This window comes from Streptomyces sp. CB00316, assembly GCF_001905595.1.
Taxonomy (GTDB): Bacteria; Actinomycetota; Actinomycetes; order Streptomycetales; family Streptomycetaceae; genus Streptomyces.
In genome coordinates this window covers 389,826-415,727 of the sequence record NZ_LIXI01000004.1, presented here as the reverse complement: position 1 = coordinate 415,727, position 25,902 = coordinate 389,826, and the positions used below count along the sequence as shown (strand labels likewise).

General features: G+C 72.0%; 28 protein-coding genes. 15 read left to right on the top strand and 13 right to left on the bottom strand.

Going from position 1 to position 25,902, the window contains the following annotated elements; translation table 11 throughout:
- Positions 1–18: 18 nt before the first annotated feature.
- The gene (locus AMK21_RS13390; protein ID WP_214965083.1) at positions 19–354 is read right to left on the bottom strand and encodes a winged helix-turn-helix transcriptional regulator; all 336 of its coding nucleotides are present in this window, start codon (positions 352–354) and stop codon (positions 19–21) included.
- Positions 355–567: 213 nt separating this feature from the next.
- Here AMK21_RS13390 and AMK21_RS13385 point away from each other — a divergent pair, with 213 nt between their 5' ends.
- From AMK21_RS13385 to AMK21_RS13365, 5 genes are all read left to right on the top strand, one after another.
- Positions 568–1,437, top strand: a complete 870-nt coding sequence (locus AMK21_RS13385) for an SDR family oxidoreductase (protein WP_073877483.1) — start codon at positions 568–570, stop codon at positions 1,435–1,437.
- A 125-nt stretch (positions 1,438–1,562) separates the two neighbouring features.
- Positions 1,563–2,552 (top strand): EamA family transporter RarD, encoded by a 990-nt coding sequence (rarD, locus tag AMK21_RS13380; protein WP_073877481.1) that lies wholly within the window; start codon positions 1,563–1,565, stop codon positions 2,550–2,552.
- A gap of 9 nt (positions 2,553–2,561) precedes the next feature.
- Entirely contained in the window at positions 2,562–2,846 is a 285-nt protein-coding gene (locus AMK21_RS13375; protein WP_324613892.1) for a hypothetical protein, read from the top strand.
- Between the two features lie 18 nt (positions 2,847–2,864).
- Positions 2,865–3,332, top strand: a complete 468-nt coding sequence (locus AMK21_RS13370; RefSeq protein WP_073877479.1) for a hypothetical protein — start codon at positions 2,865–2,867, stop codon at positions 3,330–3,332.
- A 159-nt stretch (positions 3,333–3,491) separates the two neighbouring features.
- Positions 3,492–4,202 (top strand): carbonic anhydrase, encoded by a 711-nt coding sequence (locus AMK21_RS13365; RefSeq protein ID WP_234421923.1) that lies wholly within the window; start codon positions 3,492–3,494, stop codon positions 4,200–4,202.
- 20 nt (positions 4,203–4,222) lie between these two features.
- On the opposite strand, the gene AMK21_RS13360 is transcribed toward AMK21_RS13365, so the two are convergent.
- A complete protein-coding gene (locus AMK21_RS13360) occupies positions 4,223–4,612 on the bottom strand; it encodes an SRPBCC family protein (protein ID WP_073877475.1) in 390 nt (129 codons plus the stop codon).
- 28 nt (positions 4,613–4,640) lie between these two features.
- Positions 4,641–5,267, bottom strand: coding sequence for a CGNR zinc finger domain-containing protein (locus tag AMK21_RS13355; RefSeq protein WP_199863186.1), 627 nt, complete (start codon positions 5,265–5,267; stop codon positions 4,641–4,643).
- Positions 5,268–5,289: 22 nt separating this feature from the next.
- Here AMK21_RS13355 and AMK21_RS13350 point away from each other — a divergent pair, with 22 nt between their 5' ends.
- Together AMK21_RS13350 and AMK21_RS13345 are read left to right on the top strand one after the other, a co-directional pair.
- Positions 5,290–5,745 carry a VOC family protein gene (locus AMK21_RS13350; protein ID WP_073877473.1) on the top strand — a complete coding sequence of 152 codons (456 nt, stop codon included), beginning with the start codon at positions 5,290–5,292 and terminating at the stop codon, positions 5,743–5,745.
- Between the two features lie 133 nt (positions 5,746–5,878).
- Positions 5,879–6,244, top strand: a complete 366-nt coding sequence (locus AMK21_RS13345) for a hypothetical protein (RefSeq protein ID WP_073877471.1) — start codon at positions 5,879–5,881, stop codon at positions 6,242–6,244.
- A 42-nt stretch (positions 6,245–6,286) separates the two neighbouring features.
- Here the strand turns inward: AMK21_RS13345 and AMK21_RS13340 are convergent, their stop codons facing one another.
- From AMK21_RS13340 to AMK21_RS13330, 3 genes are read right to left on the bottom strand one after another with little or no spacing between them, the layout of a single operon-like run.
- On the bottom strand, positions 6,287–6,754 hold the full coding sequence (locus AMK21_RS13340; protein WP_073877469.1) for a hypothetical protein: 468 nt from the start codon (positions 6,752–6,754) through the stop codon (positions 6,287–6,289).
- Between the two features lie 42 nt (positions 6,755–6,796).
- The gene (locus AMK21_RS13335; RefSeq protein ID WP_073877467.1) at positions 6,797–7,168 is read right to left on the bottom strand and encodes a hypothetical protein; all 372 of its coding nucleotides are present in this window, start codon (positions 7,166–7,168) and stop codon (positions 6,797–6,799) included.
- Complete coding sequence (locus tag AMK21_RS13330) at positions 7,165–7,425, bottom strand: hypothetical protein (protein ID WP_015610646.1); 261 nt, start codon at positions 7,423–7,425, stop codon at positions 7,165–7,167. Before AMK21_RS13330 ends, AMK21_RS13335 begins: the two co-directional genes overlap by 4 nt.
- 72 nt (positions 7,426–7,497) lie before the next feature.
- Between AMK21_RS13330 and AMK21_RS13325 the strand changes: the two genes are divergently transcribed.
- From AMK21_RS13325 to AMK21_RS13315, 3 genes are all read left to right on the top strand, one after another.
- On the top strand, positions 7,498–8,358 hold the full coding sequence (locus tag AMK21_RS13325) for a helix-turn-helix domain-containing protein (RefSeq protein ID WP_073877936.1): 861 nt from the start codon (positions 7,498–7,500) through the stop codon (positions 8,356–8,358).
- Positions 8,355–8,567: a DUF397 domain-containing protein gene (locus tag AMK21_RS13320; RefSeq protein WP_073877465.1), complete on the top strand. Its 213-nt coding sequence runs from the start codon at positions 8,355–8,357 to the stop codon at positions 8,565–8,567. Before AMK21_RS13325 ends, AMK21_RS13320 begins: the two co-directional genes overlap by 4 nt.
- 241 nt (positions 8,568–8,808) lie before the next feature.
- Positions 8,809–9,615 (top strand): HAD family hydrolase, encoded by an 807-nt coding sequence (locus AMK21_RS13315; protein ID WP_073877463.1) that lies wholly within the window; start codon positions 8,809–8,811, stop codon positions 9,613–9,615.
- Between the two features lie 42 nt (positions 9,616–9,657).
- Here AMK21_RS13315 and AMK21_RS13310 read toward each other — a convergent pair whose 3' ends face one another.
- The 6 genes from AMK21_RS13310 to AMK21_RS13285 all read right to left on the bottom strand — a co-directional run bounded on the left by AMK21_RS13310 (position 9,658) and on the right by AMK21_RS13285 (position 17,275).
- Complete coding sequence (locus AMK21_RS13310) at positions 9,658–11,754, bottom strand: SpoIIE family protein phosphatase (protein ID WP_073877461.1); 2,097 nt, start codon at positions 11,752–11,754, stop codon at positions 9,658–9,660.
- A 183-nt stretch (positions 11,755–11,937) separates the two neighbouring features.
- Entirely contained in the window at positions 11,938–12,528 is a 591-nt protein-coding gene (locus tag AMK21_RS13305) for a TetR/AcrR family transcriptional regulator (protein ID WP_073877459.1), read from the bottom strand.
- Between the two features lie 228 nt (positions 12,529–12,756).
- Entirely contained in the window at positions 12,757–13,656 is a 900-nt protein-coding gene (locus tag AMK21_RS13300) for an ABC transporter permease (RefSeq protein ID WP_073877457.1), read from the bottom strand.
- Complete coding sequence (locus AMK21_RS13295; RefSeq protein WP_073877455.1) at positions 13,643–14,659, bottom strand: ABC transporter ATP-binding protein; 1,017 nt, start codon at positions 14,657–14,659, stop codon at positions 13,643–13,645. The genes AMK21_RS13300 and AMK21_RS13295 overlap by 14 nt, the downstream gene beginning before the upstream one ends.
- Positions 14,660–14,749: 90 nt before the next feature.
- A complete protein-coding gene (locus AMK21_RS13290) occupies positions 14,750–16,003 on the bottom strand; it encodes a LolA family protein (protein WP_073877453.1) in 1,254 nt (417 codons plus the stop codon).
- A gap of 261 nt (positions 16,004–16,264) precedes the next feature.
- Complete coding sequence (locus AMK21_RS13285; protein WP_073877451.1) at positions 16,265–17,275, bottom strand: polyprenyl synthetase family protein; 1,011 nt, start codon at positions 17,273–17,275, stop codon at positions 16,265–16,267.
- 159 nt (positions 17,276–17,434) lie between these two features.
- On the opposite strand from AMK21_RS13285, the gene AMK21_RS13280 reads away from it, so the two are divergent.
- From AMK21_RS13280 to AMK21_RS13260, 5 genes are all read left to right on the top strand, one after another.
- Entirely contained in the window at positions 17,435–18,934 is a 1,500-nt protein-coding gene (locus tag AMK21_RS13280; RefSeq protein ID WP_073877449.1) for a peptide MFS transporter, read from the top strand.
- A gap of 42 nt (positions 18,935–18,976) precedes the next feature.
- On the top strand, positions 18,977–20,971 hold the full coding sequence (locus AMK21_RS13275) for a CocE/NonD family hydrolase (RefSeq protein ID WP_073877447.1): 1,995 nt from the start codon (positions 18,977–18,979) through the stop codon (positions 20,969–20,971).
- Between the two features lie 160 nt (positions 20,972–21,131).
- Positions 21,132–22,361: a fumarylacetoacetase gene (fahA, locus tag AMK21_RS13270; RefSeq protein WP_073877445.1), complete on the top strand. Its 1,230-nt coding sequence runs from the start codon at positions 21,132–21,134 to the stop codon at positions 22,359–22,361.
- Positions 22,358–23,062 (top strand): GOLPH3/VPS74 family protein, encoded by a 705-nt coding sequence (locus tag AMK21_RS13265; protein WP_073877443.1) that lies wholly within the window; start codon positions 22,358–22,360, stop codon positions 23,060–23,062. The genes fahA and AMK21_RS13265 overlap by 4 nt, the downstream gene beginning before the upstream one ends.
- A gap of 162 nt (positions 23,063–23,224) precedes the next feature.
- The gene (locus AMK21_RS13260) at positions 23,225–23,833 is read left to right on the top strand and encodes a Uma2 family endonuclease (protein WP_073877441.1); all 609 of its coding nucleotides are present in this window, start codon (positions 23,225–23,227) and stop codon (positions 23,831–23,833) included.
- A gap of 22 nt (positions 23,834–23,855) precedes the next feature.
- Here the strand turns inward: AMK21_RS13260 and recQ are convergent, their stop codons facing one another.
- Positions 23,856–25,895: a DNA helicase RecQ gene (recQ, locus tag AMK21_RS13255; protein WP_073877934.1), complete on the bottom strand. Its 2,040-nt coding sequence runs from the start codon at positions 25,893–25,895 to the stop codon at positions 23,856–23,858.
- Between the last annotated feature and the right edge of the window lie 7 nt (positions 25,896–25,902).

The window sequence follows — 25,902 nt, the reverse complement described above, 5'->3', positions numbered from 1 at the left end:
CCAGGACGACCAGGAGGATCAGGCCCGGGCCTCGTCGTACGCCTCGCGCGCCGCCCGCACCGTGCCCACCTGGCGTTCGGTCCAGCGGGCGAGCGCCCACACCTGTTCGGCGGCCTCGGTTCCGAGTGGGGTGAGCGAGTAATCGACGCGGGGCGGGATCACCGGCTTCGCGTCCCGGTGGACGAAGCCATCGCGCTCCAGTGTCTGGAGGGTCTGGGCCAACATCTTCTCGCTGACCCCGCCGATCGTGCGGCGCAGCTCGCTGAAGCGGTACGAGCGCTCCAGCAGGGCCGCCAGGACGAGGACGCCCCAGCGGCTCGTCACATGCTCCAGCACCCCTCGTGACGGGCACATCGGCTGGTTGACGTCCTGAACGGGCCTCGGCAGACCAGCCGGGCCCCCGGCCACACCATCGGCCGCACCGGCAGCCAGGCCGACCGCACCCGCTCCCGAACCGCGTTCACTAACTCCCATGCCAGTACCTTACTTCAAAGTGGGTACTTTCCTATAGTTAGTGCTCGACTTACGCTCGGTCGGGAAAGCAACCACCGACAGCAGGAGCCCCCCATGAGCATCGTCGTCACCGGAGCCACCGGAGAACTCGGCCGCCTCGTCATCGACGAACTGCTGGCCACGGTCCCGGCCGGCGAGATCGTCGCGGTCGTCCGCAACAAGGAGAAGGCCGCCGCGCTCGCGGCCCGGGGCGTCGAGCTCCGTATCGCCGACTACGACCATCCCGAGACCCTCACCGAGGCCTTCCGGGCCGGCGACCGCGTGCTGCTGATCTCCGGCAGCGAGGTGGGCAAGCGGGTCGCGCAGCACTCCGCGCTCATCGACGCGGCCAAGACGGCGGGCGTGGCGCAGCTCGCGTACACCGGCGTCCTGGGCGGACCCGACGCGGACTTCCTCCTGGCCGACGAGCACAAGGCGACCGAGCAGCTGATCCTGGACTCCGGACTGCCGTACACGTTCCTCCGCAACGGCTGGTACACGGAGAACTACACCGCCAACCTCGCCCCCGTCCTGGAGCACGGCGCGGTCGTCGCCAACGCGGGCGGGGGCAGGATCGCCTCTGCCTCCCGGGCCGACTACGCCGCTGCGGCGGCGGCCGTGGTGACCGGCGAGGGCCACCTCCGCAAGGCCTACGAGCTGAGCGGCGACACGGCCTGGTCGTTGGCCGAGTACGCGGGCCTGCTGTCCGAGGTGACCGGCAAGGAGATCGCGTACAAGGAGGTCCCGGCCGCCGTGCACCAGGAGATCCTGGTCGGCGCGGGCCTGCCCGAGGGGTTCGCCGCGATCCTCACCGACGTGGACGAGGCCATCGCGCGCGGGCGGCTGGCGGGGACGAGCGGTGACCTGGCCCGGCTGATCGGCCGCCCGACGACCCCGCTGGCCACGACCGTACGCGCGGCTCTCGCCACCGCCCTGACCTCCTGACCCTCACCACCCCTCCCGCACCTGTCATGAGTGTTTACCTGAAACGGCTATGACACGAGGCCCTTCCGGCGTTACCGTCATCCCGTCGGGCAGACGCGTCGGCACAGGCAGTCCGGGAGGGGCCCGTGAAGGGGAAGAACGAACAGCGGGCCGGCCTGCTGTACGGAGTCGGCGCGTACGGGATGTGGGGCATCGTCCCCCTCTTCTGGCCGCTCCTGAAGCCGTCCGGGGCGATCGAGATCCTCGCCCACCGCATGGTCTGGTCCCTGGCGGTCGTCGGGGTCGCCCTGCTCGTGATCCGGCGCTGGGCCTGGATCGGCGAGCTGGCCCGCGACCCGCGCAAGCTGGGCCTCATATCGGTGGCGGCGGCGACCATCACCGTCAACTGGGGCCTCTACATCTGGGCCGTGAACAGCGGCCAGGTCGTCGAGGCCTCGCTCGGCTACTTCATCAACCCGTTGGTCACCATCGCCATGGGCGTCCTGCTGCTCGGCGAACGACTGCGGCCGGTCCAGTGGATCGCGGTCGCCACCGGCCTGGCCGCCGTACTCGTGCTGGCGATCGGGTACGGGCGGCCGCCGTGGATCTCGCTGATCCTGGCGTTCTCCTTCGCCACGTACGGCCTGATCAAGAAGAAGGTCAACATGGGCGGCCTGGAGTCACTGGCCGCCGAGACCGCCGTCCTGTTCCTGCCCGCGCTCGGCTTCCTGCTCTGGCTGACGGCCACCGGCGCGTCGACGTTCACCGCCGGAGGTACGGGCCACGGCGCACTGCTCGCCGCGACGGGCATCGTCACGGCGGTCCCGCTGATCTGCTTCGGCGCGGCGGCGATCCGGGTGCCGCTCTCGACGCTGGGGCTGCTCCAGTACCTGGCGCCGGTCTTCCAGTTCGTCCTGGGCATCGTCTACTTCCACGAGGAGATGCCGCCCGAACGGTGGGCCGGGTTCGCCCTGGTCTGGCTGGCCCTCTCCCTCCTGACCTGGGACGCCCTGCGCAACGCCCGCCGCAACCGCGTCCTGGCGGCGAAGCTGCTGGCGACCGCGGCGGCGGCGCCGGCATCGGCGACCCCGGACACCGCGGCCCCGGACACTACGCCTCAACAAAAGGTTACCTAGTTACTCTTATTGCTCAGTGGTGCCGGGGTCCGCGCCTGCCGGATGTACGCGGCCCACGAGGTCCACGGCACGCCACAGCCCGGCCCGGTGATCGCCGAAGGGATCGCCGAGGTGGTCGACGACCAGGGGCACGCGGCAGCCGCGTACGGCATCGGTGCAGGTGGAAGCGGTCTCGTGGTCATCCGGCCCGACCACCACGTGGGGGCTGCGGCACCGGCCGACGACCCCGGTGCCGTGGGGGAGTACCTGCGGCGGCCGCACGGGGCACCCGGCATGGTGGACGCGGTGCGATAAGGCTGATTGAGTGCCCGGATGGGGACTGTCCTGGGCGAGATGAGGAACGTGCGGTGGCACGAGCTGCAGCACGCGTACGGCTCCGCGTCCCAGGTTCCCGGCATGCTGTCGCGGATCGCCTGGGGTGACGGCCCGACCGCCGAGGACGCCCTGAGGGACCTGGACCAGTGGATCGGCGCCCCGGCCGTGTTCGACGCGACGGTGGCCGCGGTGCCGTTCCTGTGGGAGCTGGCGGCGACGGAGACGGTCAAGGACCGGGCGGGCGTGCTGGACCTGCTCGCCACGATCCTCGCCGCCGGCCACGCCCAGCACCCCGAGTGGACGCGCGCGGCGCACGAGGCGGTGGCGGAGGGCCGCCCGACGGCGGCCCGGCTGGCCGCGGGCACCTCGTCGGCGCAGACCCAGGCCGTACGGGAGGCCGCCGCGCGGCTGCTGGCGGCGACGGACGGGCACGTCTGCGCGGCCTGCCTCCCGCGTACGGACTGAAGTCGGCGAGCGATCACAGGATCACCGGCTGCTGACCCCAAATCGCCTAGGGCCAAGGGGAGTCCAAGAGTTCGCCAAGACTTGACCGACACAAAGGACCGGTAACAACCAAGGAGTTACCGTCCGTGCGTGAAGACGACCCCACATGATCAAACACAGGTGGCCACCAGCCGCCGCGCCCTGCTCCGCGCCTCCGTCGCCACCGCCGCGGTGGCCGCCGGAACCGGTCTCGTCACCGGCGCCTCCCCGGCCGGAGCCGGCGCCCTCGGACGGCCCTCCCCCAGGCCCGCCACCCCTGCCGCCGCACTGGCGGAGCTCTCGGCGGGCAACCGGCGGTGGCGCACCCTGCACCAGCGGCACCCGCACGAGGCACGCCCGCTGCGCCAGTCGCTGGTCTCCGGCCAGCACCCGTTCGCCCTCATCCTCGGCTGCATCGATTCGCGCGTACCGCCGGAGCTGGTCTTCGACCAGGGGCTCGGCGACCTGATGACCGTGCGCTCCGCCGGTGAGGTCCTCGACGAGGCCGTCCTCGGGAGCATCGCCTACGGAGTCCTGGAGCTCGGCATCCCCTTGGTCGTGGTCCTCGGCCACCAGGCGTGCGGGGCGGTCGCCGCCGCCGTGGAGGCGGAGGAGACGGGGGCGTCGCTGCCCGCCCACATCCAGTACATAGCCGACCAGATCAAGCCCGCGATCGACCACACGCACCACGGTGACGCACGGGTGGACGCGACGGTCGACGCGCAGGTGCGGCTGGTCCGTTCACGCCTGTCCCGTGAGGCCGATCTCGCCGCCGAGGTGAACGCGGGAAAGCTGGCGATCGTGGGCGCACGCTACGAACTGAGCACGCAGTTGGTGCACCAGGTCAGGTGACCCGGCCGAAGCCTCCCAGGTCAGCTCAGCTCGGCCACCACCCGGTCCATCACACCCTTCCAGTACGTACGCCGCTCCTCCCGCTCCTCCGCGCTCGCCAGCCGCTCCTGGTGGAAGCGGAGGACGGCCCGGTCCTCGGTGCTGCCGGGCGACACGGCGACCTGGACCGTGGACGTGCCGTGGGTGAGGCGGACGCGGTCGCCCGGGCGGTAGCTGCGAATCTCGCCTTCGACCCCGTCCGCCGTACGGTACGGAGCGCCCTTCTCCGTCGGGAGCGGCCCCTCGGCGCCGAGCCAGAGGGCGACGCCCTCCGGTCCGGTGATGAACTCCCAGACGGCCTGCGGCGGTTGCTGGATCGTGCGGGAGGCACCGATCTCCCAGCCCGCGTCCTGAGTGAGTCCGGTAGGCATGGCGAAGACCCCTTAGATCACATAGCCGTCAGTCAGCAGTGGTCAGCCGGGCGCGGTGGGCCCGGACCTTGTGGCGGTTGCCGCACCGCTCCATCGAGCACCAGCGCCGCCTACCGGGCCGCGAGGTGTCGACGAACAGCAGGCGGCAGTCGTCGGCGCCGCACGTACGGACCCGGTGGGCGTACGCCCCCGTGAACAGGTCCACGGCGTCCCGCGCGACGGTGGAGAGCAGCGCGGTCCCGGTCGCGCCCGCCGCCCACTCCCGCGCCCCCTCGGCAGTCAGCCGGGCGGTCAGGGGCGAGTGCGCCGCCGCGTCGTTCACGGTGGCGAGGTCGTCCGGCGCGGGCGGCAGCGCGGCCACCTGGGCCTCCGCCAGCCGCCAGAGCGCGTCGCGCAGACGCCGCGCGGCCGCCACCTCGGCCGGGCTCACGGCAAGGTCCAGCCCACCGGGCAGCCGGCTCTCCCCCGCCCAGCGCACCAGGTCATCGGGGGCGTGCAGCACCTCGAAGTACGCGAGGGGCCCGGGCCCACCGGTCGGCAGGAGCTCCAGACACAGGGCGCCCGGGTCGAACCGGAACGAGCTGCCGTCCGGATGCACCAGCAACATCCCGGCCGACTCCGGCCGTCCCGGCGTGTCCATTGCGCTCGCACTCATGTAACCACTATAAACGGTTTCCATGACACGCACACTGTCCTGGAAGCTCGTCATCGACAGCGGCGACCCGCACGCCCAGGCCGGATTCTGGGCCGAGGCCCTCGGCTATCTGATCGAGGACAACAGCGCCCTGGTGGAACAGCTGCTCGCCGCTGGAGCCGTCCCCGAGGCCATCACCACCCACGCCCACGGCCGCCGCGCCTGGCGCGACCTCGCGGCGGCCCGGCACCCGGACGACCCGTACGACGGGACGAGCGGTACGGGACTGGGGCGGCGGCTGCTGTTCCAGCGCGTCCCGGAGCCCAAGACGGTCAAGAACCGCCTGCACATCGACGTGCACACGGCCCCCGGCGAACGCGACGCCCAGGCGGAGCGACTGGTGGCGCTGGGCGCGCGCATCCTGCGCGCGGTCGACGAACCGGGCGGGAGCTGGCTCGTCCTCGCGGATCCCGAAGGCAACGAGTTCTGCGTGAACTGAAAGGTCCCGCGCAGGCATGAAGGGCTACTTGCCCGCCGGTCCTGGCGCCCTGTCGCAGGGTACGGCTCAAGGGGCCAAACTGAAGGGGAGGGGACTTCCCTCGCGTCCCGCGGAAGGTGCGCAAGGAGGAGCTATGACTGCCACCACCCGGAAGGACACCCCTGTCGCCATCGCGGGTGACGGAGTGGAATTGCGCCTTCGGGACATCGGCGGAGACATGTCGGTCGCCTTCGTGCGGTTCCCCGAGGGCACCGACATGAGGCCGGCCCTCAAGGGCCTGGCCGGTGACCTCTGCCCGTGCCCGCACTGGGGCTATCTGACCAAGGGGCGGCTGAAGATGCAGACGCCGGACGGCGACGAGTTCTACGAAGCGGGTGAGGCCTTCTACTGGCCGCCCGGCCACGCCCCGGTGGCACTCGAGGACTGCGAGTACGTCGACTTCTCGCCGACCAAGGAATTCAACGACGTGGTCGACCACATCAAGTCGCAAGGGGAGTGACGGGCCTCCCTGAAGGCCGGCCGCCCGCCCCTTCCGCGGGCTTCACGCCGCTGTCGCCCCGTCTCCGCCCCGCTCCCGCCGGACCTCCTCCCTGACCCGCTCCGCCATGAGGTCCGCGAGGGGATCGGTCACGTCCCAGGAGTGCCCGGCGGCGTGCCGGTCGAACAGGACGCACACCTCCCGCTCGTCGGTGGCCAGGGTGCGCATGACGGCCGGGCACGGGGGCAGTTCGGCGAAGCGGAACGCGCGGCGCATGCCGGTGTCGGTGTCCCTGTCGGTCCAGAACATCCACAGGTCCCGCGCTGCGGCCATCTCGCCCGCCCAGAGCTGTGCGGCGTGCTCGGTCTTCTCGTCGTGCTCGCCCAGTTCGCACAGCAGCATGTCGTCCAGCTCGGGCACTTCCGGTACGCCGGGTACGCCCGGGGTTGGGCCCGGTTCGGCGTGCATGGCGGTGAGCACGACGAGCGCGCCCATCTCGGGGACTTCCGCGAAGGCGGTGCACTGCAACACGTCGATGATTCCTTGGTGGTTGAAGGGGGAACGGATCTCCGGCTACCGGCCCACCGGACGGACCACGAGCCCGTACCAGGCCAGGGCATCGCGGGCGACGAACTCGTACGGCAGCCCGTCCGCGAGCCGCAGCAGCGCGTAGTCGTGCTCGCGCAAGCTGCCCGCCCAGGCCCGGAGTTCGGCCGGCGCGTCGCGCGGTGCGCGGGTGACCGGGTGCAGGGCGCCCGCCGGCACCCAGGGGGCGTACGGGTCGGGGTCCAGCGCGTCCGCGAGCCGCCGCGCCTGCCGCCGCAGCCACCGGAGCGCGAGCCGCCGGGTCGGAGCGGTGACCCCGCCGAGCCGTACGGACCGGGCGGCATCGCCCGCGCGGCTCTCGGCGACGTACCAACGGGTGTGCGCCTGCTCAGGGTTCACAGCACTTCTCCCCGGCTGCGGGCGTTGAGGCGAGCGGTACGGGCGCGGAGCTGTTCCATGAGGAGCGCGGGGCGTACGTAGCGGGGCTCCACCTCCCACTCGATGCCGCCGCCCACCGGCCGCAGCGACCAGTAGAAGCCGGCGACCCCTCGGAACTCCCCCACGCGGTCCCCACGACTGGTATCCACGAGGAGAGTTCCGGGATCAGGGACGCGCGGGCACCGCTCGTGATTCGGGCATACGTTCTCGCCGTACACCTATCGCTCCTCTCTGTAGCCATATGACTACCGGGGAGGCTCAGCGTGACCTACCGTCGAATGGTCTTCAACATGGCCGTACGGGAGGGCACGTTCGTGTATCGCAAGGAACTGAATTCTGAGGCCAGCCCTCAGGCGGCGTACGGTGCGCGACTGCGCAAGTTACGGGACGCCAGGGGCTGGACCCAGGACGAGCTGGGCGACAAGGCCGGGTGCAGCGGCAGGCATATCTCGGCGATGGAAACCGGTCGTAAATCCGCAACCCTGCCCTTCTCCCGGAGAGCCGATCAGATCTTCGGCCTGGTCGGCAGCCCCGAGTCCTTCGAGCGCGAATGGCGGGAGATCAAGCACGGCAGCCTGCTGGCGGGCTTCCCGGAATTCCTCGGCCTGGAGCGCCGGGCGGCGGAGATCCGGCTGTACGAGGTCGGTGTCGTCCCGGGCCTGCTCCAGACCCCGCAGTACGCGACGGTCCTCGCGGAGAGCGCGGTCCGGCGCGGGACCATCACCCCCGAACAGGCCCAGGAGCGGGTCGCGGTCACCGCACAACGGCAGGCGGCCGTCTACGAGGGCCGGGAGACGATGGTCTTCGCGATGGTGGACGAGAGCTGCCTGCTCCGCCCGGTCGGCGGACCCGAGGTCATGAAGGCGCAGTTCGACCACCTCATCGACTTCGCCGAACTGCCCAACACCATCCTTCAGGTGGTCCCCTTCGACCTGGGAGAGCACCGCCCGTTCGACCTGCCGGTCACGATCCTGACCATGGTGGACCGGTCGATCATGTCGTACGCCGAATCCGCACAACAGGGCTACGTCGAAAGGGAAACCACCGGTGTCCTCCCCCTGCTCGCGGACTACCATCGGCTGCAAGCGGTAGCTCCCTCGCAGGCGGCCTCCGTCGACATCGTCCAGCAGTTGCGAAAGGGCACCCCGTGACAACCGAAACCCCCCGCTGGTTCACGTCCTCGTACAGCAACAACGGCGGCCAGTGCGTCGAGGTCGCCACCAACCTCGCGGCCCCGCACGGGATCGTCCCCGTCCGCGACTCCAAGCACGACACCGCCGGCCCGGTCCTCACCATCCCCGCCACCGCGTTCACGACGTTCGTCGCGGGCGTCCGCGCCGGGGAGTTCGGCGCCGTCTGAGCAGCCGCCCGGCCGCGCGACGGCCTGGCCGAAGCCCCACCGCAGGTGTGCGGTGGGGCTTCTCCATCGGTTCACGTCCTACGTGCTGATCTTCCGGCTCGCACCCGACGGCCCGGGCCGCGCCCGCCTGCGGGCCGAGAGCCGGGCCGCTGACCCGGCGGCTCTCCCCCGTACGCGTACCGCTTACCGGATCCTCCCCTCCCGCGCAAGCGGCCGTCCGGGCCCTTCTAGGCTGGGGCCCATGCCCACGCCACCCGCCTATGCCCTCGTCGCCACCGACCTGGACGGCACCCTGCTGCGCCCGGACGACACCGTCAGCGCCCGCTCCCGCGCCGCACTCGCCCTCGCCGTCTCTGCCGGGGCCCGGCACCTGATCGTCACCGGGCGACCGGTTCCCGGGGTACGGCCGCTGCTCGCGGATCTCGCCTACACCGGGCTCGTCGTGTGCGGCCAGGGCACGCAGCTGTACGACGCCGACAGCGCACGGCTCCTGCGCTCCGTCACCCTGGACCGGGAGGCCGCCGACACCGCGCTCGGCAAGATAGAGGCGGAGGTCGGGGCGGTGTTCGCGGCCGTGGACCAGGACGGGGTGGACGGCGTCACCCTGATCGAGGACGGCTACCGGATGCCGAACCCGACGCTCCCCGCCCTGTGCGTGGACTCCCGGGACGCCCTGTGGGAGCGGCCGGTCATCAAGGTGCTGGTCCGCCATCCGGAGCTCGGCGACGACGCGCTGGCCGCCGCCGCGCGCGGGGCGGTGGGCGATCTGGCGAGCGTCACCATGGCGGGGCCCGGCACGGTCGAGCTGGCTCCGTACGGGGTGGACAAGGGGACCGGGATCGCGGCGGCGGCCGAACTGCTGGGGATCGGGGCGGAGGGGACGGTCACGTTCGGGGACATGCCGAACGATCTGCCGATGTTCCGTCGTTCCGGCCACCGGGTGGCGATGGGCAACGCGCATCCGGAGCTGCGGGCGGCGGCGGACGAGGTGACCTCGACGAACGCGGAGGACGGGGTGGCGGAGGTGCTGGAGCGCCTGTTCGGCTGAGCGGCCGCCACCAAGGACGGCGCGCGGCGCAGCTCCAGCCCGTCAGTGCGTGCCGCTGCCCCCCGGGAGGTCCTGCTCCGTCCACAGCACCTTGCCGTCCGGGCCGTGCCTGGCTCCCCAGTGGGCGGCGAGGCGGGAGACGATGAACAGGCCGCGGCCGCCCTCGTCGACCGTGCGGGCGTGGCGCAGGTGCGGGGAGGCCGTGGAGCCGTCGTGGACCTCGCAGGTGAGGCTGGTGTCCAGCAGGAGGCGCAGGCGGAGCGGCGGGGTTCCGTAGCGGACCGCGTTGGTGACCAGTTCGCTGACGATCAGCTCGGTCGAGTCGACGGTGTCCTCGTCGAGCCCCCAGCCCTGGAGCCGGTCGCGTACGAGCATGCGCGCGGTGGCGGGGGTCGTGCGTTCCTGCGCGAGGTCCCAGGTGGCGACCAGGTGTTCGGAGACCGTCCCGGTACGGGCCAGGAGCAGCGCCGCCCCGGCGGACCGGGTGTCGTCGGGGAGCGCGTACACGATGTCGTCGCCCAGTTGCCGCAGGCTGCGGCCGGGGCGGGCCAGGCTCCGCGTGATGCGTTCCCCGGCGTGCTCGTCGGCGAGCAGTTCGGCCGTGCAGAACGCGAGGAGGCTGCCCTCCTCCAGAGTGACGGTGGCGGGCGCGAAGAGGGCGCCGTCGGCTGCGAAGAGGCCCGGCCCCTCGGGGAGGTCGAGGGGGACGACCTCCCCGTCCGGGCCGGCGATCAGGGGCGCGGGGTACCCGGCCCGGGCCACCGTGCAGGTCAGGGTGAACGGGTCGTAGACCCCGTACACACATCCCGCCCGCAGCTCTTCGCCGTGGAGGGAGTCGCTCGGGGGCAGGGCCGCGCGTTCGTGGGCGAGGCGGTCGGCCGTCTCCTTCAGGCGGGCCAGTACCTCCTCCGGCTCCAGGTCGAGGCCGGCGAGTGCCTGGACGACGGTACGGAGCTGCCCCATGGCGATCGCCGACTGGAGCCCCTCCCCCGCGACCCCGCCGACGACGAGTGCCGTACGGGCCCCGGAGAGCGCGATCGTGTCGAACCAGCAGCCGCTGTCCCGGCCGGGCAGCAGCACATGGGCGGTCTCCACGGCGGCCTGGTGGCGTTCGGCCTGCGGGAGGAGGCGGCGCTGGACGGTGGAGGCGATGACGTGCTCGCGCTCGAACCGGCGGGCGTTGTCGATGGCGAGGGCCGCGCGGGTGGCCGCCGTACCGGCCAGGGAGACGTCCTCCTCGTCGAACGGTTCGGCGGCCCCGCAGCGGTACAGGCTGACCAGCCCGAGGACGGCCCCCCGCAGGGTGAGGGGCACGACGATGAGCGAGTGCGCGCCGGTCTCCGCGCGGGCGTGGATTCCTTCCGGGTCGGGGTCCGGCCACGGGGTGTCGGCGGTGAGCGGGACGAGCCGGGGCCGCAGGTCCGCGACGGTGAGCGCGTACGGCGTACGGGGAGGCAGGCGGCGGGTCCCGCCGACCGGGCGGGTCCGGCCCGGCTCGTCGCCCCGGACGCTGTCGCCGCGGCCGGCCGCCGCGCAGCGCAGCGGGGTGTCGGGCGGCAGGGGGCCCACCGGCGGGTCGGCTCCGCGCAGGATCTCGTCCACCACCTCGACGACGGCGAGGTCGGCGAAGCCCGGCACCAGCGCGTCGATGAAGGCCCGGCAGGTGGTGGCCACGTCCAGCGAGCCGCCGACCGCGTCGCGCACGGCGGCCAGCGCGGTCTCCCTGGCCCGGGCCCGCTCCCGCTCGGTGACGTCGACGACGGCGCTCAGCAGTCCGAGGGCGGTGCCCCCGGGGCCCTCCAGGCGGTAGGCGGAGACCAGGAAGATCCGGTCACCGGGGATCCGGCGGAGCCGGCCGCGTACGAGATGCTCGCGTACGGGCCCCTCCCCTGCGAGGACCCGTTTGAGGAGCTGTTCGGACCCCTGCGGGTCGTCGAGCCGGAAGACCTCGGTGAAGCGGAGCCCGATGTACTGCTCGGTCCCGACGCCCTCGACGAGGGAGTTGGCGCGGACGAGCCTGAGCTGCGGGTCGAGCACGAGGAGGCCTACGGCGGACTGGGCGAAGAGGGTCTCCAGCAGGGCATCGTCCAGGCCGCCCGGAGGGGCTCCGGATCCGGCCGGGGTTTCGGCGTACGACACGGCTCCACCTGCCCCTCGGGCTCCGGCACACCGCTGCCCCGGAGCACCGGCACGTGCCGGACCAGCATCACCCGGCACGGCTGGGGCGGCCACCGGGGGGCGGCGGGGGTGTGGTGGCTGGAGGATCTGCCGCTGATCCTGGAGTGCTTCGCGGAGACCGGGCCCGAGGTCGGCCGACGCACGCTAGTACCCCGGCGCCCCCAGCGCGCGCAGCACATGGGCCACGAGGTCGGCGATCGTCTCCTCGTCGTGGACGGGTTTGCGCAGAAGGTGGCGGTAGTAGAGGGGGCCGTACAGCATCTCCACGGCCAGCGGGAGGTTCGCGCCGGACGGGATCTGGCCCTGGTCCTGGGCGCTGCGCAGCCGGGCCACCGCCTGCTCCACGCGCGGGTCGACCAGCTGGTCCTTCAGCGCCTGGGCGAGGACGTCGTCATGGTGGAGTTCGGAGAGGATGCCCCCGTAGGCCGGGCCGAAGGGCGGCACGGTGAGCAGCTTCACCGCGCCCGCCAGGTGGGCGCGCAGGTCCGCGCCGATGTCACCGGTGTCCACGAACGGGGTGGCGTCCACCAGCGCGTCCGTGAAGGCCTCCAGCAGGACCGCCCCTTTTGACGGCCACCAGCGGTAGATCGTCTTCTTGCTGACACCGGCGCGGGCCGCGATGGCCTCCACCGTGACGCGCCCGTACCCCTTCTCCGTGCAGAGGTCGAGTGCGGCCTGCAGCGTCGCGCGGCGTGATCTCTCGCTGCGGCGCAGGCTACTGGGCGGTGTGATCATCCGGTGAGCATAGGGGGGTTTCAGCCATTCCTTATTGACAGGTCGTCGTCATAGGCCGAACAATACCCAAGCGGAAACGGAACGTACCGTGTCGTGTCGTTCCCACCCTCCGCACCGTTCGTGCCGTTCGTGCCGCGACGAGCCGATCGGGGGACGGCTCGCCCGGCCGACGGCATGGATGATCGCTCACCGCTCGGATCCGGCCACCGGACGACCTCCCTGCCTGGCTCAGGCCGTGATGTCCTTCGCCGTGAAGCGGGCCCAGGCCGCCGAACCGAACACCGCCGCGTACAGGCCCTGGAGTCGGAAGTTCCTGCTGAGCTCCTCCCAGTGGACCGGCTCGCGCAGGACGTCCGCGAACGACATCCAGTAGTGCGGGAAGAGGTAGGGATGGATACCGCTCAGCTGCGGGATGCTGTCCAGGATCTGCACCGTGATCAGCAGCCCGACCGTCGCCGCCATCGCCCCGATCCCGCTGTCGGTCAGCGTCGAGACGAACAGGCCGAGCGCGGCGAAACCGACCAGTGAGGCCGCGACGACCGCCGCCGTCAGCCCGGCCCGCACCAGGCCCGCGCCGAAGCTGATCCGGGTGCCGGAGATCGTCGTGACCTCCCCCACCGGGAAGAGCAGCGCCCCGACCACCAGCGCCGAGGCCGCCACCACGAAGGTCGCGACCAGGCAGAAGGTGAGGACCGAGGCGTACTTGGCCAGAAGGAGCCGGGTCCGGCCCGCCGGGGCGACCAGCAGATAGCGCAGCGTCCCGGCGCTCGCCTCGCCCGCGATCGCGTCGCCCGCGACCACGCCGACGGCCATCGGGAGGAAGACCGGGAGCGTGGCCGCGAGGGCGGCGAAGACCAGGAAGAGGCCGTTGTTGGTGACCTGCGTCAGGAACGCCGGGCCTCCCCCGCCGTCCGGCCCGCCCCCTGACCCCGCTCCGCCGCCCGTCTCGACGCGGACCGCGATCCCGATGAGTACGGGGACGGCGGCGAGCACCGCGAGGAGCGCGTAGGTGCGGTGGCGGCGGAGGGTTGTGGTGATCTCGGAGCGGAGGATTCCGAGGGTCCACAGCGGGTTGCGGGGGCGGGCCCCGGTCTTCTCCGGAGCCGTGAGGGCCTCAGCCTGCGACATCGAATCCCTCTCCCGTGAGTGCCACGAACGCGTCCTCCAGCGACCCGCCCTCGATCCCGAACGACCGCACCCGCACCCCGCCGCCCACCAGCGCCGCGTTGAGGTCCGCGAGGTCCAGGGCGGCGGGCGGGGCGTCGGCGGTCAGCCGGTCGCCGTCCACGCTCAACCCTCCGAGGCCGTGCTCCTTGAGAATGCGGGCGGCGTCCCCGGGGTCGGGGGTGGTGACGGCGAGCCGACCGCGGGCGCTCGCGGCTAGTTCGGCGACCGGGCCCTGGACCAGCAGCCGGCCACGGGCCATCACGGCCGCATGCGTGCAGACCTGTTCGATCTCGTCCAGCAGGTGCGAGGAGAGGAACACCGTGGTCCCCTCGGCCGCCAGCTCCCGGACCAGGGAGCGGATCTCCCGCATGCCCTGCGGGTCGAGACCGTTGGTCGGCTCGTCCAGGACGAGCAGGCGCCGGGGCCGGAGCAGGGCGGCGGCGAGCCCGAGGCGCTGTTTCATGCCGAGGGAGTACGTCTTCGCCTTCTTGGCCGAAGCGGCGGCGAGGCCGACCCGGTCCAGGGCGTGGCCGACGCGGGCCCGGCGGGTGCGCGGGTCGGCGGTGGGGTCGGCCCTGTCGTACCGCAGGAGGTTGTCGCGGCCGCTCAGATAGCCGTACAGCGCGGGCCCCTCGATCAGCGCGCCGACCTCCGGGAGGACCGTACGGGCGGCCCGGGGCATGGCGCGGCCGAGGACCCTGGCCGTGCCGGAGGTGGGGTCGATGAGGCCCATGAGCATCCGGATGGTGGTGGTCTTGCCGGAGCCGTTGGGGCCGAGGAAGCCGAAGACGCTGCCGCCGGGGACGATGAGGTCGAGGCCGTCGACCGCCGGTCGACCGCCCCGGTAGCGCTTGGTGAGGCCGCGCGTCTCGATGACGGGGTTCCCGATGCCGGGGGCGGCGAGGCCCGGGGCCTTGTGCGCCAGGGCTGTCGCCGCGTCCGCAGCCGCCGCTGTGTCCGTCATGCCGGTCGCACCTCTCGCACATGCAGGGGCCGGACCGCCCCGCCGCGCGGGTGCGCGACGGGGCGGGACGACCGGGTGAGCCCGAAGGGACTACTTGGCGCCGTCGGCCGCCCGTACCAGCGCGTCCTTCGTCACCGCTCCGACATATACCTTGCCGTCGTCCGTCACCAGCGCGTTGACGAGGCGGGTCTTGAAGACCGTGCCCGAGCCGAACTTCCCGGTGACCTTGTCCCCGAGCGCGTCCAGGAAGCCCTGGGCCTCGGCCGGGACATCGCCCGAGCCCGCCGTGGGCAGGCCCTTGCCGCCAGGGATCTCGATGGCGGCGATCGACGTCCAGCCCTTGCCGATGACGTTGACGCCCTCGGATCCCCCCAGCCCTTCCAGGCCCGGGATCTGCCCGGAGAGCTGCTCCGGGAGCGCCTTCTGTGCCGCGCCGTGCTCGTCCTTGCCGGTCTCCAGCTCGTCGGCCTCCGTCACCTTGGCGCCCTTGGGCGGGGTGAAGTCGAACGACGAGGCGGCGGGCTTCGCGAAGTCCACCTTGGTGAAGCCGGCGTCGACCACGGCCTTGCCGCCGGCCGCCGCGGCCAGCGTGAACTTCAGCGGTACGCCGTTCTCCGCGTCCACCGCGATCCGTACCGAACCGACCGTCGAGCCGGACTGCTTGGGCTTGATCACCAGCTGGTACGCGTCACGGCCCGCCACCTGCGCGGTGCCGTCCACAGTGACCGACGTGGTGTCGCCGACCGCCGCGAGCGCCTGCTCGGCGAAGTCCTTCGGGGTGGCCGGGACGCCCTTGGGGGCCTTCGGGGCCTCCTCCGCGCTGCCCGCGCCCGCGGGCGCCTCGGCGTGGTAGACCTCGTCGGACTTCGAGTCGTACGCCCAGACCTCGCCCTTGTTGTGGACGACGCTGTACTCGGAGGCGTCGCCGAGGATGGAGAGCCGCTGCTTCTCCGGGCCGTCGACGGCCACCCGCAGCGTGTGCGTGCCGGACGTCAGCTCCATGAGCCTGTCCTGCGGTGCGGCGGCGCCCTTGTCGTCGTCGGAGCCGGCGCCGGGCACGAACGAGCCCGCGAGGCCGTCGAGGGGCAGACCGAGGTCCGTGCTGATCTTGAACGTGCCGGAGAGCTGCTCCTCGTCGGAAGCGGCGATCTTCTCGATGAGTTCCTGTGCGCTGATCTTCGGCAGGTCCGGGTCGCCGGAGTTCGCGAGTGCCGGGACGAGCCCGATGGTCGCGGCCGCCACCCCCGCGACCGCGACGGGGACGAAGTAGCGCGCCGCCTTCCGGCGGCCCACGACAGTGCCCGTGGCCTCGCCGGTGGTCTCTGCGCTGTCGTTCGGTGCCATGTGTGCCCTACCTCCGTGGTCGGCGGCTTCCGTCCGGTTGCTCGTCCACTCCCTGCCGCCATTCTCACCCGATGTGGTCAGGAGTGGTTGGTATCCATCTGACCAAATCGGGCGGCCTGAAGCGTCAGCCCTGGGGATCAACCTGACTACTGCTCCGGTATGACAACCGGACGGGGCACATCAGCCATCCCGTAGGGGTAGGGCCTCGGGGGGCCTACTGGGTGACGCGTCGTCAACCTGAGGAAAACAGCGCGCGTCCTCTCAGCCCGCGCGGTGCACCACGGCGTCGCACAGCTCTTCCAGCGCGGACTTCGCGTACCCCTCGGGCAGCGGCGCCAGCGTGGCGCGCGCCTCCTGGGCGTAGCGGACGGTGTCCTGGCGGGCCTGCTCCAGCGCCGGGTGGGCGCGCAGCCGGCGCAGCGCCTCGGCGAGGGTGTCGTCGTCGCCGAGGTCTCCGTCGAGCAGCTCGACCAGCTCCAGGTCGTCGGGCTTGCCGTCCTCCGCGGCCTGGGCGCGCAGCCGCAGCACCGGGAGGGTGGGGATGCCCTCGCGCAGATCGGTGCCGGGGGTCTTGCCGGACTCGTGGGTGTCCGATGCGATGTCGAGGACGTCGTCGGCGAGCTGGAAGGCGATGCCGAGCCGCTCCCCGTACTGCGTGAGGATGTCCACGGTCCGCTCGTCGGCCCCGGCCATCAGCGCGCCGAACCGGCCGGAGACGGCGACCAGCGAGCCGGTCTTGCCGCTGAGCACGTCCAGGTAGTGGTCGACCGGGTCGCGGCCGTCGCGCGGGCCCGCGGTCTCCAGGATCTGGCCGGTGACCAGCCGCTCGAACGCCTCGGCCTGGATGCGTACGGCATCGGGGCCGAGGTCGGCCAGGATGTGGGAGGCGCGGGCGAACAGGAAGTCGCCGGTGAGGACGGCCACCGAGTTGCCCCAGCGGGTGTTGGCGCTCTCCACCCCGCGGCGTACGTCGGCCTCGTCCATCACGTCGTCGTGGTACAGCGTGGCCAGGTGGGTCAGCTCGACGACGACGGCCGCGGGGACGACACCCGGCGCGTCGGGGTCACCGAACTGTGACGCGAGCATGACCAGCAAGGGGCGGAACCGCTTGCCCCCGGCCCGCACCAGGTGCTGGGCAGCCTCCGTGATGAAGGGCACATCACTCTTGGTGACTTCGAGCAGCCCCGCTTCGACAGCGGCCAGGCCAGCCTGGACGTCGGCCTCAAGAGCCTGGTCCCGCACGTGCAGTCCGAACGGCCCGACGACGGTCACGAGGGCATCTCCTGTCTGCTGACGATCACACTCATTGTCGATGTGTCGCTGGATCCCAAATCGACTTCAGCGTATCCGGTCTCCTGTGGATCACCGTGGGCGGCTTCCCACTACCGCCGGTATGTTCGGGATCAGCTCATACGTTCAGGAGTCTCCGCTTTGTCCCACACCGCTGCCGGCACCGAGCAGGACCGGCCTCCGCCCGAGGACGACCGCGCCTTCCTCGGCCAGCCCCGGGGTCTGATGACCCTGTCCGGCCTGGAGGTCTGGGAGCGGTTCTCGTTCCTCGGCATGCAGGCGATCCTGGTGCTGTTCTTCGCCGACAGGGTGGCCAACGGCGGCATGGGCATGGACCCCGGCACCGCCGCCTCCGTGTCCGCCGCGTACGGGACCCTCGTCTACCTGGTCTCCGTGGGCGGCGGCTGGCTGGCCGACCGGATCCTCGGCTCGTACCGGGCCGTGCTGTACGGCGGCATCCTCATCGCCTGCGGCCACTACGCCATGGCCGTGCCCACCGACGCGACGACCTGGATCGGGCTCGGGCTGATCAGCGCCGGGACGGGGCTCCTCAAGCCCAACGTGGCCTCGATGGTCGGCAAGCTCTACCGCACCGAGGACGAGCGGCGCGACGCCGGCTTCGCCCTCTACTACATGGGCATCAACATCGGCGCCTTCGCCGGGCCGCTGGTCACCGGCTGGCTCGGCGACCACGCGAGCTGGCACTGGGGCTTCTCGGCCGCCGCCATCGGGATGACCTTCGGCCTGATCCAGTACGTGGCGGGCCGCCGCCACCTGGTCGGACGCAAGGAGGGTGCCGAATTCGCCCTCGCCCCCGCAGCCATGCGCCGCGCGGTGCGGCTGATCATCGGCGGCGCCGTCGTGGTCGCCGTCCTCGCCACCGCCCTGGCGCTGGCGGGCCGGCTCACCATCGACCGGTTCGTGGACGTGCTCACGGTGATCTCGGTCATCGCCCCGATCACGTACTTCGCGGTGATGTTCCGCAGCCCGAGGGTCACCGCCGCAGAACGCGGCAGGCTGCGGCCGTACGTCGTGCTCTTCCTGGGGTCCGTCGTCTTCAACTTCATCCTCTTCCAGGCGTACTCCACGATGATCCTGCTGGCGTCGGCCAACGCCCGCACGGAGATCCTCGGCTTCACCTTCCCGGCCAGCTGGTACGCCTCCGCGCTCGGCGCCTTCGAGGTCGCGCTCGCGCCCGTCGTGGCGGCCACCTGGGTCCGGATGGGACGCCGCCAGCCGCACGCCTCCAACAAGATCGCCTTCGGCGTGATCCTCGGCGGGCTTTCGTTCCTGCTGATGGTCCTGCCCACCTCCGGGCACGCCGACGACATGTACCGGATGGCCGCCTGGTGGATCGTCGGCTCCTATCTGCTGCTCGGGCTCGGTGACGTCCTGCTGGAGACCTCCGGCCTCTCCGCCAGCAGCAAGCTCGCCCCGAAGGCGTTCGCCAGCCAGACGATGGCCCTGTGGTTCCTGTCCCTGGCCGTCGCCAACGGCATCCAGGCGCAGGTCGTGAAGTTGTACGGCGAGGTCTCCACCCCCGCCTACTTCGGTGTCAACGGCGCGATCGCCGTGGCGGCGGGCGTCGCGATGATCGCCGCCGCGCCCTGGCTGAAGCGCACGATGCACCCCGTCCACTGAGCCCTACGCCCCCGAGCACCCCGCCCCCCACCGAGGTGACCCATGAACATCACGACCGAGTTCCCGTACGAGACGACCCGCGAGGACGTGTACATCCCGCTGCCCGGCGGGACCCGGCTCTACGCCCGGATCTGGCGGCCCCTGACCGACGAACCGGTCCCCGCGCTGCTGGAGTACCTGCCCTACCGGCTCGGCGACTGGACCGCCCCCCGCGACTGGCAGCGCCACCCCTGGTACGCGGGCCACGGCTACGCCTCCGTACGGGTCGACGTCCGGGGCCACGGCAACAGCGAGGGGCTGCCGGGCGACGAGTACGACGCGCAGGAGCTCAGCGACGGGGTCGCCGTCATCCACTGGCTGGCCCAGCAGGAGTGGTGCTCGGGCCGGGTCGGGATGTTCGGCATCTCCTGGGGCGGCTTCAACTCGCTCCAGATCGCCGCGCTCGCCCCCGAGCCGCTGAAGGCGATCGTCACCGTCTGCTCGGCCGACGACCGCTACGACAACGACGTCCACTACATGGGCGGCTCCGTCCTCGCCGTCGACATCCACGCCTGGGCCGCCACCATGCTCGCCTTCGTCTCCCGCCCGCCGGACCCTGCGCAGATCGGCGACGAGTGGAAGGAGATGTGGTTGAAGCGACTGGAGGCCGTCGAACCCCTCATCCACACCTGGCTGGCCCACCAGAGCCGCGACGACTACTGGAAGCACGGCAGCGTCTGCGAGGACTACGGGGCGATCAAGGCGAACGTCCTCGCGGTCGGCGGCTGGCACGACCCGTACCGCGACACCGTCCTGCGCCTGGTCGAACACCTCGATCCGGGGCGGGTCCGCGGGATCATCGGCCCGTGGTCGCACCAGTACCCGGACCGGGGGCTGCCGCCGGGGCCCGCGATCGGCTTCCTCCAGGAGACGCTGCGCTGGTGGGACCAGCACCTGAAGAACAAGGAGACGGGCGTGATGCGGGAGCCGCTGCTGCGGTCCTGGATCAGCGGCTCGCACCCGCCCGCCACGGTGTACGAGACGCTGCCCGGCCGCTGGGTCGGGGACGCCTCCTGGCCTTCGGAGAACATCTCCCCGGTGGCGTACGCGCTCCAGGGCGGCGAGCGGATCGTCGCCTCGCCGCAGCAGACCGGCCTGGACGCGGGGCGCTTCTTCCCGTTCGGGAACGACGCCGACCTGCCGCCGGACCAGCGCGACGAGGACGCGAAGTCGGTGTCGTTCGAGTTCCCCGTCGAAGAGGCGCCGATCGAGATCCTCGGCCGCCCACGGGTCAAGCTCCGCCTCCGGATGGACGTCCCGCGCGGCCAGGCCATCGCGCGCCTCTGCGACGTGGCGCCCGACGGCTCCTCCACCCTGGTCACCCGGGGCGTCCTCAACCTCGCCGCCCGGCACGGCCGCGACCGCACCGACGACTGGACGCCGGGCGAGACCGAGGACGTGGTCTTCGACCTCAACGGCATCGGCCACACCTTCCCGCCCGGCCACCGCATCCGGCTCGCGGTCTCCTCCTCGTACTGGCCCTGGATCTGGCCGCAGGCCGGTTCGGCGGGCTTCACGCTCGACGCGGACGGCAGCCTCGTCGAACTGCCGGTGCGCCGCCACACCGAGGATCCGGCGATCACCTTCGGAGAACCGGAACAGGCCGAACCGCTCGGCGTGGTCTTCCCCGTCACCCTCGAAGAACCCCGCCCCGAACGGCTCGTCGTCCGCGATGTCGCCAAGGGCGAGTGGCGGCTGGAGGTCGACCCGCGCTACGGCGGCACGCGGGTCTACCCCGACGGCCTCGAATTCACCGAGGACGCCCTGGAGACGTACACGATCCAGCAGGACGACCCGCTCTCCGCCCGCACCCGCAGCGACTGGCGGATCCGGCTGCACCGGCCGGAGATGTCCTGGGACGTGGAGATCGAGACACGCTCCGAGATCGCCGCCGACGCGCACGACTTCATCACCTCGAACGAGGTGATCTGCAAGGACGGCGGCGAGGTCGTCTTCCACCGCACCTGGGAGAAGCGCATCCCGCGCAGGGCGGGCTGAGCGGATCGCCCATTTCGTTGTCGGGTCCCCCGGATTTCCGGGGGACCCTTCGAACTTTCCAGGCAATACGCACAGTTGGGGACAGTCGGGGCACTGCCGTGGGGTAGGACCTCCGACGTAACGTGTCCTCCACACGACCTGGAAAGCGAGGCAGCAACACATGCCCGAGCAGAGCAGCCCGCTCGACCTGCCCGAGGGCGACCCCTTCGGCCCGCACAACCTCCCCTACGGTGTGTTCTCCACCCCCGACCACCCCGAGGACCGCCGGGTCGGCGTCCGCATCGGCAACCACGTGCTGGACGCCGGCGCCGCCGCCCACGCGCTCGGCTCCCCCTACGCCGGGCTGCTGGCCCAGCCGAGCCTGACACCGCTGCTCGCGGCGGGCCGCACCGCCTGGCGGGACGTGCGCCGCGCGCTCACCGCCTGGCTGACGGTCCCGGGGCACCGCGCGGACATCGAGCCCCTGCTGCACCCGGTCGACGCGGTGACCCTGCACCTGCCGTACGAGGTCGCGGACTACGTCGACTTCTACGCCAGCGAGCACCACGCCACCAACGTCGGGAAGATCTTCCGGCCGGACGGCGACGCGCTCACGCCCAACTGGAAGCACCTGCCGATCGGTTACCACGGGCGCTCCGGCACCGTCGTGGTCTCCGGCACGGACGTGGTGCGCCCCAGCGGCCAGCGCAAGGCCCCCACCGACCCGGCGCCCGTCTTCGGGCCCTCGGTGAAGCTGGACATCGAGGCCGAGGTCGGCTTCGTCGTCGGCGTCCCCTCAGCCCACGGCACCCCGGTCCCGCTCGCCGACTTCCGCGAGCACGTCTTCGGGCTCTCGCTGCTCAACGACTGGTCGGCGCGCGACCTCCAGGCCTGGGAGTACGTGCCGCTGGGCCCGTTCCTGGGCAAGTCCTTCGCCACCTCCGTATCGGCGTGGGTCACCCCGCTGGAGGCCCTGGACGCGGCCCGCACCGCCCCGCCGACCCGGGATGTGCCCCTGCTCCCCTACCTCGACGACTCGGACGAGGAGGAGCACGGCGGCTTCGACATCCGGATCACCGTCGAGATCAACGGCCAGGTCGTCGCCGAGCCGCCGTTCGCCTCGATGTACTGGACGGCCGCCCAGCAGCTCGCCCACATGACGGTCAACGGCGCGTCGCTGCGGACCGGGGACCTGTACGGCTCCGGCACGGTCAGCGGCCCCGAGACCACGCAGCGCGGCTCGCTCCTGGAGCTCACCTGGAACGGCCGCGACGCGCTGGAACTCCCCGAGGGCAAGAGGACGTTCCTGGAGGACGGCGACACGGTCACGCTGACCGCCTGGGCCCCCGGCCCGCACGGCACCCGCGTGGGCCTCGGCGATGTGACCGGCAGGATCGTCACCGCGCCATGAACGCTCCCGCCCCCGCGCTGACGCTCCCCGAGGAGCTGATCCTGCTCACCCTGGACCCGGGGAGCGGCAAGCCGCTGCGCAAGGCCGCCTTCCTGGCGTACGGGACGGCCGGCGCCGCCCTCGCGGAGCTGGAGCTCCAGGGGCGGATACGGGAGGAGTACGGCCGGGTCCAGGTGGTGAACCCGCTGGACCCGGCCGACCCGCTCCTCGCCGACCTGCTGCGGACCCTGCCCCAGGCCAAGGGCCGGCGCTCCGGAATGCGCGCCCGGCGCTGGGTCGGCGACTTCGACCGCCACGTGCACGAGAAGTACCTGGACTCCCTGGTGGAGCGCTCGTTGCTGTCCCGGGAGACCCGCCGCTTCCTCGGCCTGTTCCCGTACCACCGCCACTTCCCGGTCCCGCCGGACCTCGTACCGGGGCTCCGCAGGCGGTTCACGCTGGCCGAGACGGCGGGCTACCCGGACCACCGCGACCGGATCCTGGCCGCCCTGGTCTCCGCGATCGGCCTCGCCGGCGAACTGACCCGCAACGGCCGCCCCGGCCGCACGGCGATGAAGGTCCTGCGCCGCGCCGAGTGGACGGCTGCGGCCGTCCACTACAACGTCAAGCGGAACGAGTCCGGCGGAGGCGGCGGCGGCTGGGGCGACGGCGGGGGCGGGGGCGGATGCGGCGGGGGCGGATGCGGCGGGGGCGGTGACTGAGGGAGCGGTGACTGAGGGAGCGGTGACTGCGGGGGCGGTGACTGAGAGGGTGCCGGGTCCGGTCAGCGGTGCGTGAGGCGTTCACACGTTCGGGGGAGCCTCATCCGGTTCCCGGCGGATACGCTGGTCAGGCCCGCGAGACTCCTCCCCATGGGAGCAATGATGAGCATCGAACCCGAGGCCTCCGAGCCGCGGTGGGCGGTCCCGCCCGAGGGCGGCTGGACCGCCGATGACCTGGACACACTCCCGAATCTGCCTCCGCACACGGAGCTGATCGACGGGAGCCTCGTTTTCGTGAGTCCGCAGACCTTGTTCCATTCGCGAGCGGTCGACTTCTTCAACTGGCAGCTGCAGTCGCTGGCCCCGCCGGAGCTGGAGGTCGTGCGCGAGTTCACCATCGACATCGACCGCTACAACCGGCCCGAGCCCGATGTGATCGTCATTGAAGGTGACATCATCCAGGACCCGGACCAGACCCGCTTTCCTGCCGAGTCGGTGCGCCTCGCCGTCGAGGTCGTCTCCCCCGAGTCCCGGTCCCGCGACCGGGAGACCAAGCCCGTGAAGTACGCCCGCGCGACGATCCCCCACTACTGGCGGGTGGAGAACCACGACGGGCGGGCCGTGGTGTACGTCTTCGAGCGGGAGCCGGCCACGGGGGCGTACACCTCGACGGGGATCTTCCACGACCGGATGAAGGTGTCGGTGCCGTTCCCCGTGGACCTGGACCTGACGGCGATCACGCCGCGCCGCCGCGCGGCGGACCCGCAGTAGGTCCCACCGCCCGGGCCGCGCCTCACTCGTACTCGGGCGGCTCCTCGTCCCAGGCGAACTCGGGGTCGCTGTGCTGCGGGGTCGCCGGGGCAGTGGTGCGGGCCGGGGACGCCGCCTGACGGGGCGCGGGAGCCGTCGGCGCGGGAGCCTCCGAAGCAGCCGCCGCCCCGGGGGACGTCTCCCCCAGGACCTCCAGCACGCCCTCCCCGTACGTCGCGAGCTTCTTCTCGCCCAGGCCGCTGATCCCGCCCAGCTCCGCGAGCGAGGACGGGTGCAGGGTCGCGATCTCCCGCAGCGTCGCGTCGTGGAAGATCACGTACGCCGGGACGCCCTGCTCCTTGGCCGTCGCCCCGCGCCAGGCGCGCAGCGCCTCGAAGACCGGGACCGCGGAGGCGGGGAGGTCGGCCGCAGCCGCCTTGCCCTTGGCGCCCTTGGAGCCGCCGGCCGAGGACGACGAGCGGGTCGTGGGCTTCTTCGGCTCCTTGCGGAGCAGCACCTCGCGCTCCCGGCCGAGGACCGTGGCGCTGTCGTCGGTGAGGACCAGCGTGCCGTACTCCCCCTCGACCGCGAGCAGGCCCTGCGCCAGCAGCTGGCGCACCACGCCGCGCCACTCCGCCTCGGCCAGCTCCTCGCCGATGCCGAAGACGGAGAGTTGGTCGTGGTCGAACTGGATGACCTTGGCGGTCTTGCGGCCGAGCAGGATGTCGATGATCTGGCCCGCGCCGAACTTCTGGTTCCGCTCACGCTTGAGGCGGACCACCGTGGAGAGCAGCTTCTGCGAGACGACCGTGCCGTCCCAGGTCTCCGGCGGGGTCAGGCAGGTGTCGCAGTTGCCGCAGTTCGCGGCCGTGGGCTCCTGGCCGAAGTAGGTGAGCAGCTGGGCCCGGCGGCACTGGACCGTCTCGCAGAGCGCCAGCATCGAGTCCAGGTGGGCGGCGGCCCGGCGGCGGTGTGCCTCGTCGCCCTCGCCGCCCTGGATGAGCTTGCGCTGCTGGACGACGTCCTGGAGTCCGTACGCCATCCAGGCCGTCGACGGCTCCCCGTCGCGGCCCGCGCGGCCGGTCTCCTGGTAGTACCCCTCGACGGACTTCGGGAGGTCCAGGTGGGCGACGAAGCGGACGTCGGGCTTGTCGATGCCCATGCCGAAGGCGATGGTCGCGACGACGACGAGGCCCTCCTCGCGGAGGAAGCGCGCCTGGTGGGTGGCGCGCGTCGAGGCGTCGAGGCCCGCGTGGTACGGGACGGCGTTGATGCCGTTTCGGGTCAGATAGTCCGCGATCTTCTCCGTGGAGGCGCGCGAGAGGCAGTAGACGATGCCCGCGTCCCCCTCGTGCTCCTCCTTGAGGAAGGTGAGGAGCTGCTTCTTCGGGTCGGACTTCGGGACGATCCGGTACTGGATGTTGGGCCGGTCGAAGCTGGCGACGAAGTGCTTCGCCTCCGGCATGCCGAGGCGGCGGGTGATCTCCTCGTGCGTGGCGCCCGTGGCGGTCGCCGTCAGGGCGATGCGCGGGACGTCCGGCCAGCGCTCGCCGAGCACGGACAGGGCCAGGTAGTCGGGGCGGAAGTCGTGGCCCCACTGGGCGACGCAGTGCGCCTCGTCGATCGCGAAGACGGAGATCTCGCCCCGGGCCAGCAGCGAGAGCGTGGAGTCCAGCCGCAGCCGCTCCGGCGCCAGGTAGAGCAGGTCCAGCTCGCCCGCGAGGAACTGGGCCTCCATCGAGCGGCGCTCGTCGAAGTCCTGCGTGGAGTTCATGAAGCCGGCCCGCACACCGAGCGCGCGCAAGGCGTCGACCTGGTCCTGCATGAGGGCGATCAGCGGGGAGACGACGACCCCGGTACCGCGCCTGACCAGGGACGGGATCTGATAGCAGAGGGACTTCCCGCCGCCGGTCGGCATGAGCACGACGGCGTCCCCGCCGGACACCACATGCTCGATGACCGCGCCCTGCTCGCCGCGGAACGCGTCGTATCCGAAGACCCGGTGCAGCGTCCGCTGCGCCTCGGTCTCGGAGCGGTCAGCGGTGTCGGTCCCGTTGCCGGTCACCGTCCCGGTCACATCCATGGTCACG

Coding starts and splice junctions, on each gene's coding strand:
- AMK21_RS13390 (WP_214965083.1), bottom strand. CDS start 354: ATGTGCCCGTCACGAGGGGTGCTGGAGCATGTGACGAGCCGCTGGGGC.
- AMK21_RS13385 (WP_073877483.1), top strand. CDS start 568: ATGAGCATCGTCGTCACCGGAGCCACCGGAGAACTCGGCCGCCTCGTC.
- AMK21_RS13370 (WP_073877479.1), top strand. CDS start 2,865: ATGGGGACTGTCCTGGGCGAGATGAGGAACGTGCGGTGGCACGAGCTG.
- AMK21_RS13360 (WP_073877475.1), bottom strand. CDS start 4,612: ATGCCTACCGGACTCACTCAGGACGCGGGCTGGGAGATCGGTGCCTCC.
- AMK21_RS13355 (WP_199863186.1), bottom strand. CDS start 5,267: ATGAGTGCGAGCGCAATGGACACGCCGGGACGGCCGGAGTCGGCCGGG.
- AMK21_RS13350 (WP_073877473.1), top strand. CDS start 5,290: ATGACACGCACACTGTCCTGGAAGCTCGTCATCGACAGCGGCGACCCG.
- AMK21_RS13345 (WP_073877471.1), top strand. CDS start 5,879: ATGACTGCCACCACCCGGAAGGACACCCCTGTCGCCATCGCGGGTGAC.
- AMK21_RS13325 (WP_073877936.1), top strand. CDS start 7,498: ATGGCCGTACGGGAGGGCACGTTCGTGTATCGCAAGGAACTGAATTCT.
- AMK21_RS13315 (WP_073877463.1), top strand. CDS start 8,809: ATGCCCACGCCACCCGCCTATGCCCTCGTCGCCACCGACCTGGACGGC.
- AMK21_RS13305 (WP_073877459.1), bottom strand. CDS start 12,528: ATGATCACACCGCCCAGTAGCCTGCGCCGCAGCGAGAGATCACGCCGC.
- AMK21_RS13300 (WP_073877457.1), bottom strand. CDS start 13,656: ATGTCGCAGGCTGAGGCCCTCACGGCTCCGGAGAAGACCGGGGCCCGC.
- AMK21_RS13295 (WP_073877455.1), bottom strand. CDS start 14,659: ATGACGGACACAGCGGCGGCTGCGGACGCGGCGACAGCCCTGGCGCAC.
- AMK21_RS13290 (WP_073877453.1), bottom strand. CDS start 16,003: ATGGCACCGAACGACAGCGCAGAGACCACCGGCGAGGCCACGGGCACT.
- AMK21_RS13275 (WP_073877447.1), top strand. CDS start 18,977: ATGAACATCACGACCGAGTTCCCGTACGAGACGACCCGCGAGGACGTG.
- fahA (WP_073877445.1), top strand. CDS start 21,132: ATGCCCGAGCAGAGCAGCCCGCTCGACCTGCCCGAGGGCGACCCCTTC.
- AMK21_RS13265 (WP_073877443.1), top strand. CDS start 22,358: ATGAACGCTCCCGCCCCCGCGCTGACGCTCCCCGAGGAGCTGATCCTG.
- AMK21_RS13260 (WP_073877441.1), top strand. CDS start 23,225: ATGAGCATCGAACCCGAGGCCTCCGAGCCGCGGTGGGCGGTCCCGCCC.
- recQ (WP_073877934.1), bottom strand. CDS start 25,895: ATGGATGTGACCGGGACGGTGACCGGCAACGGGACCGACACCGCTGAC.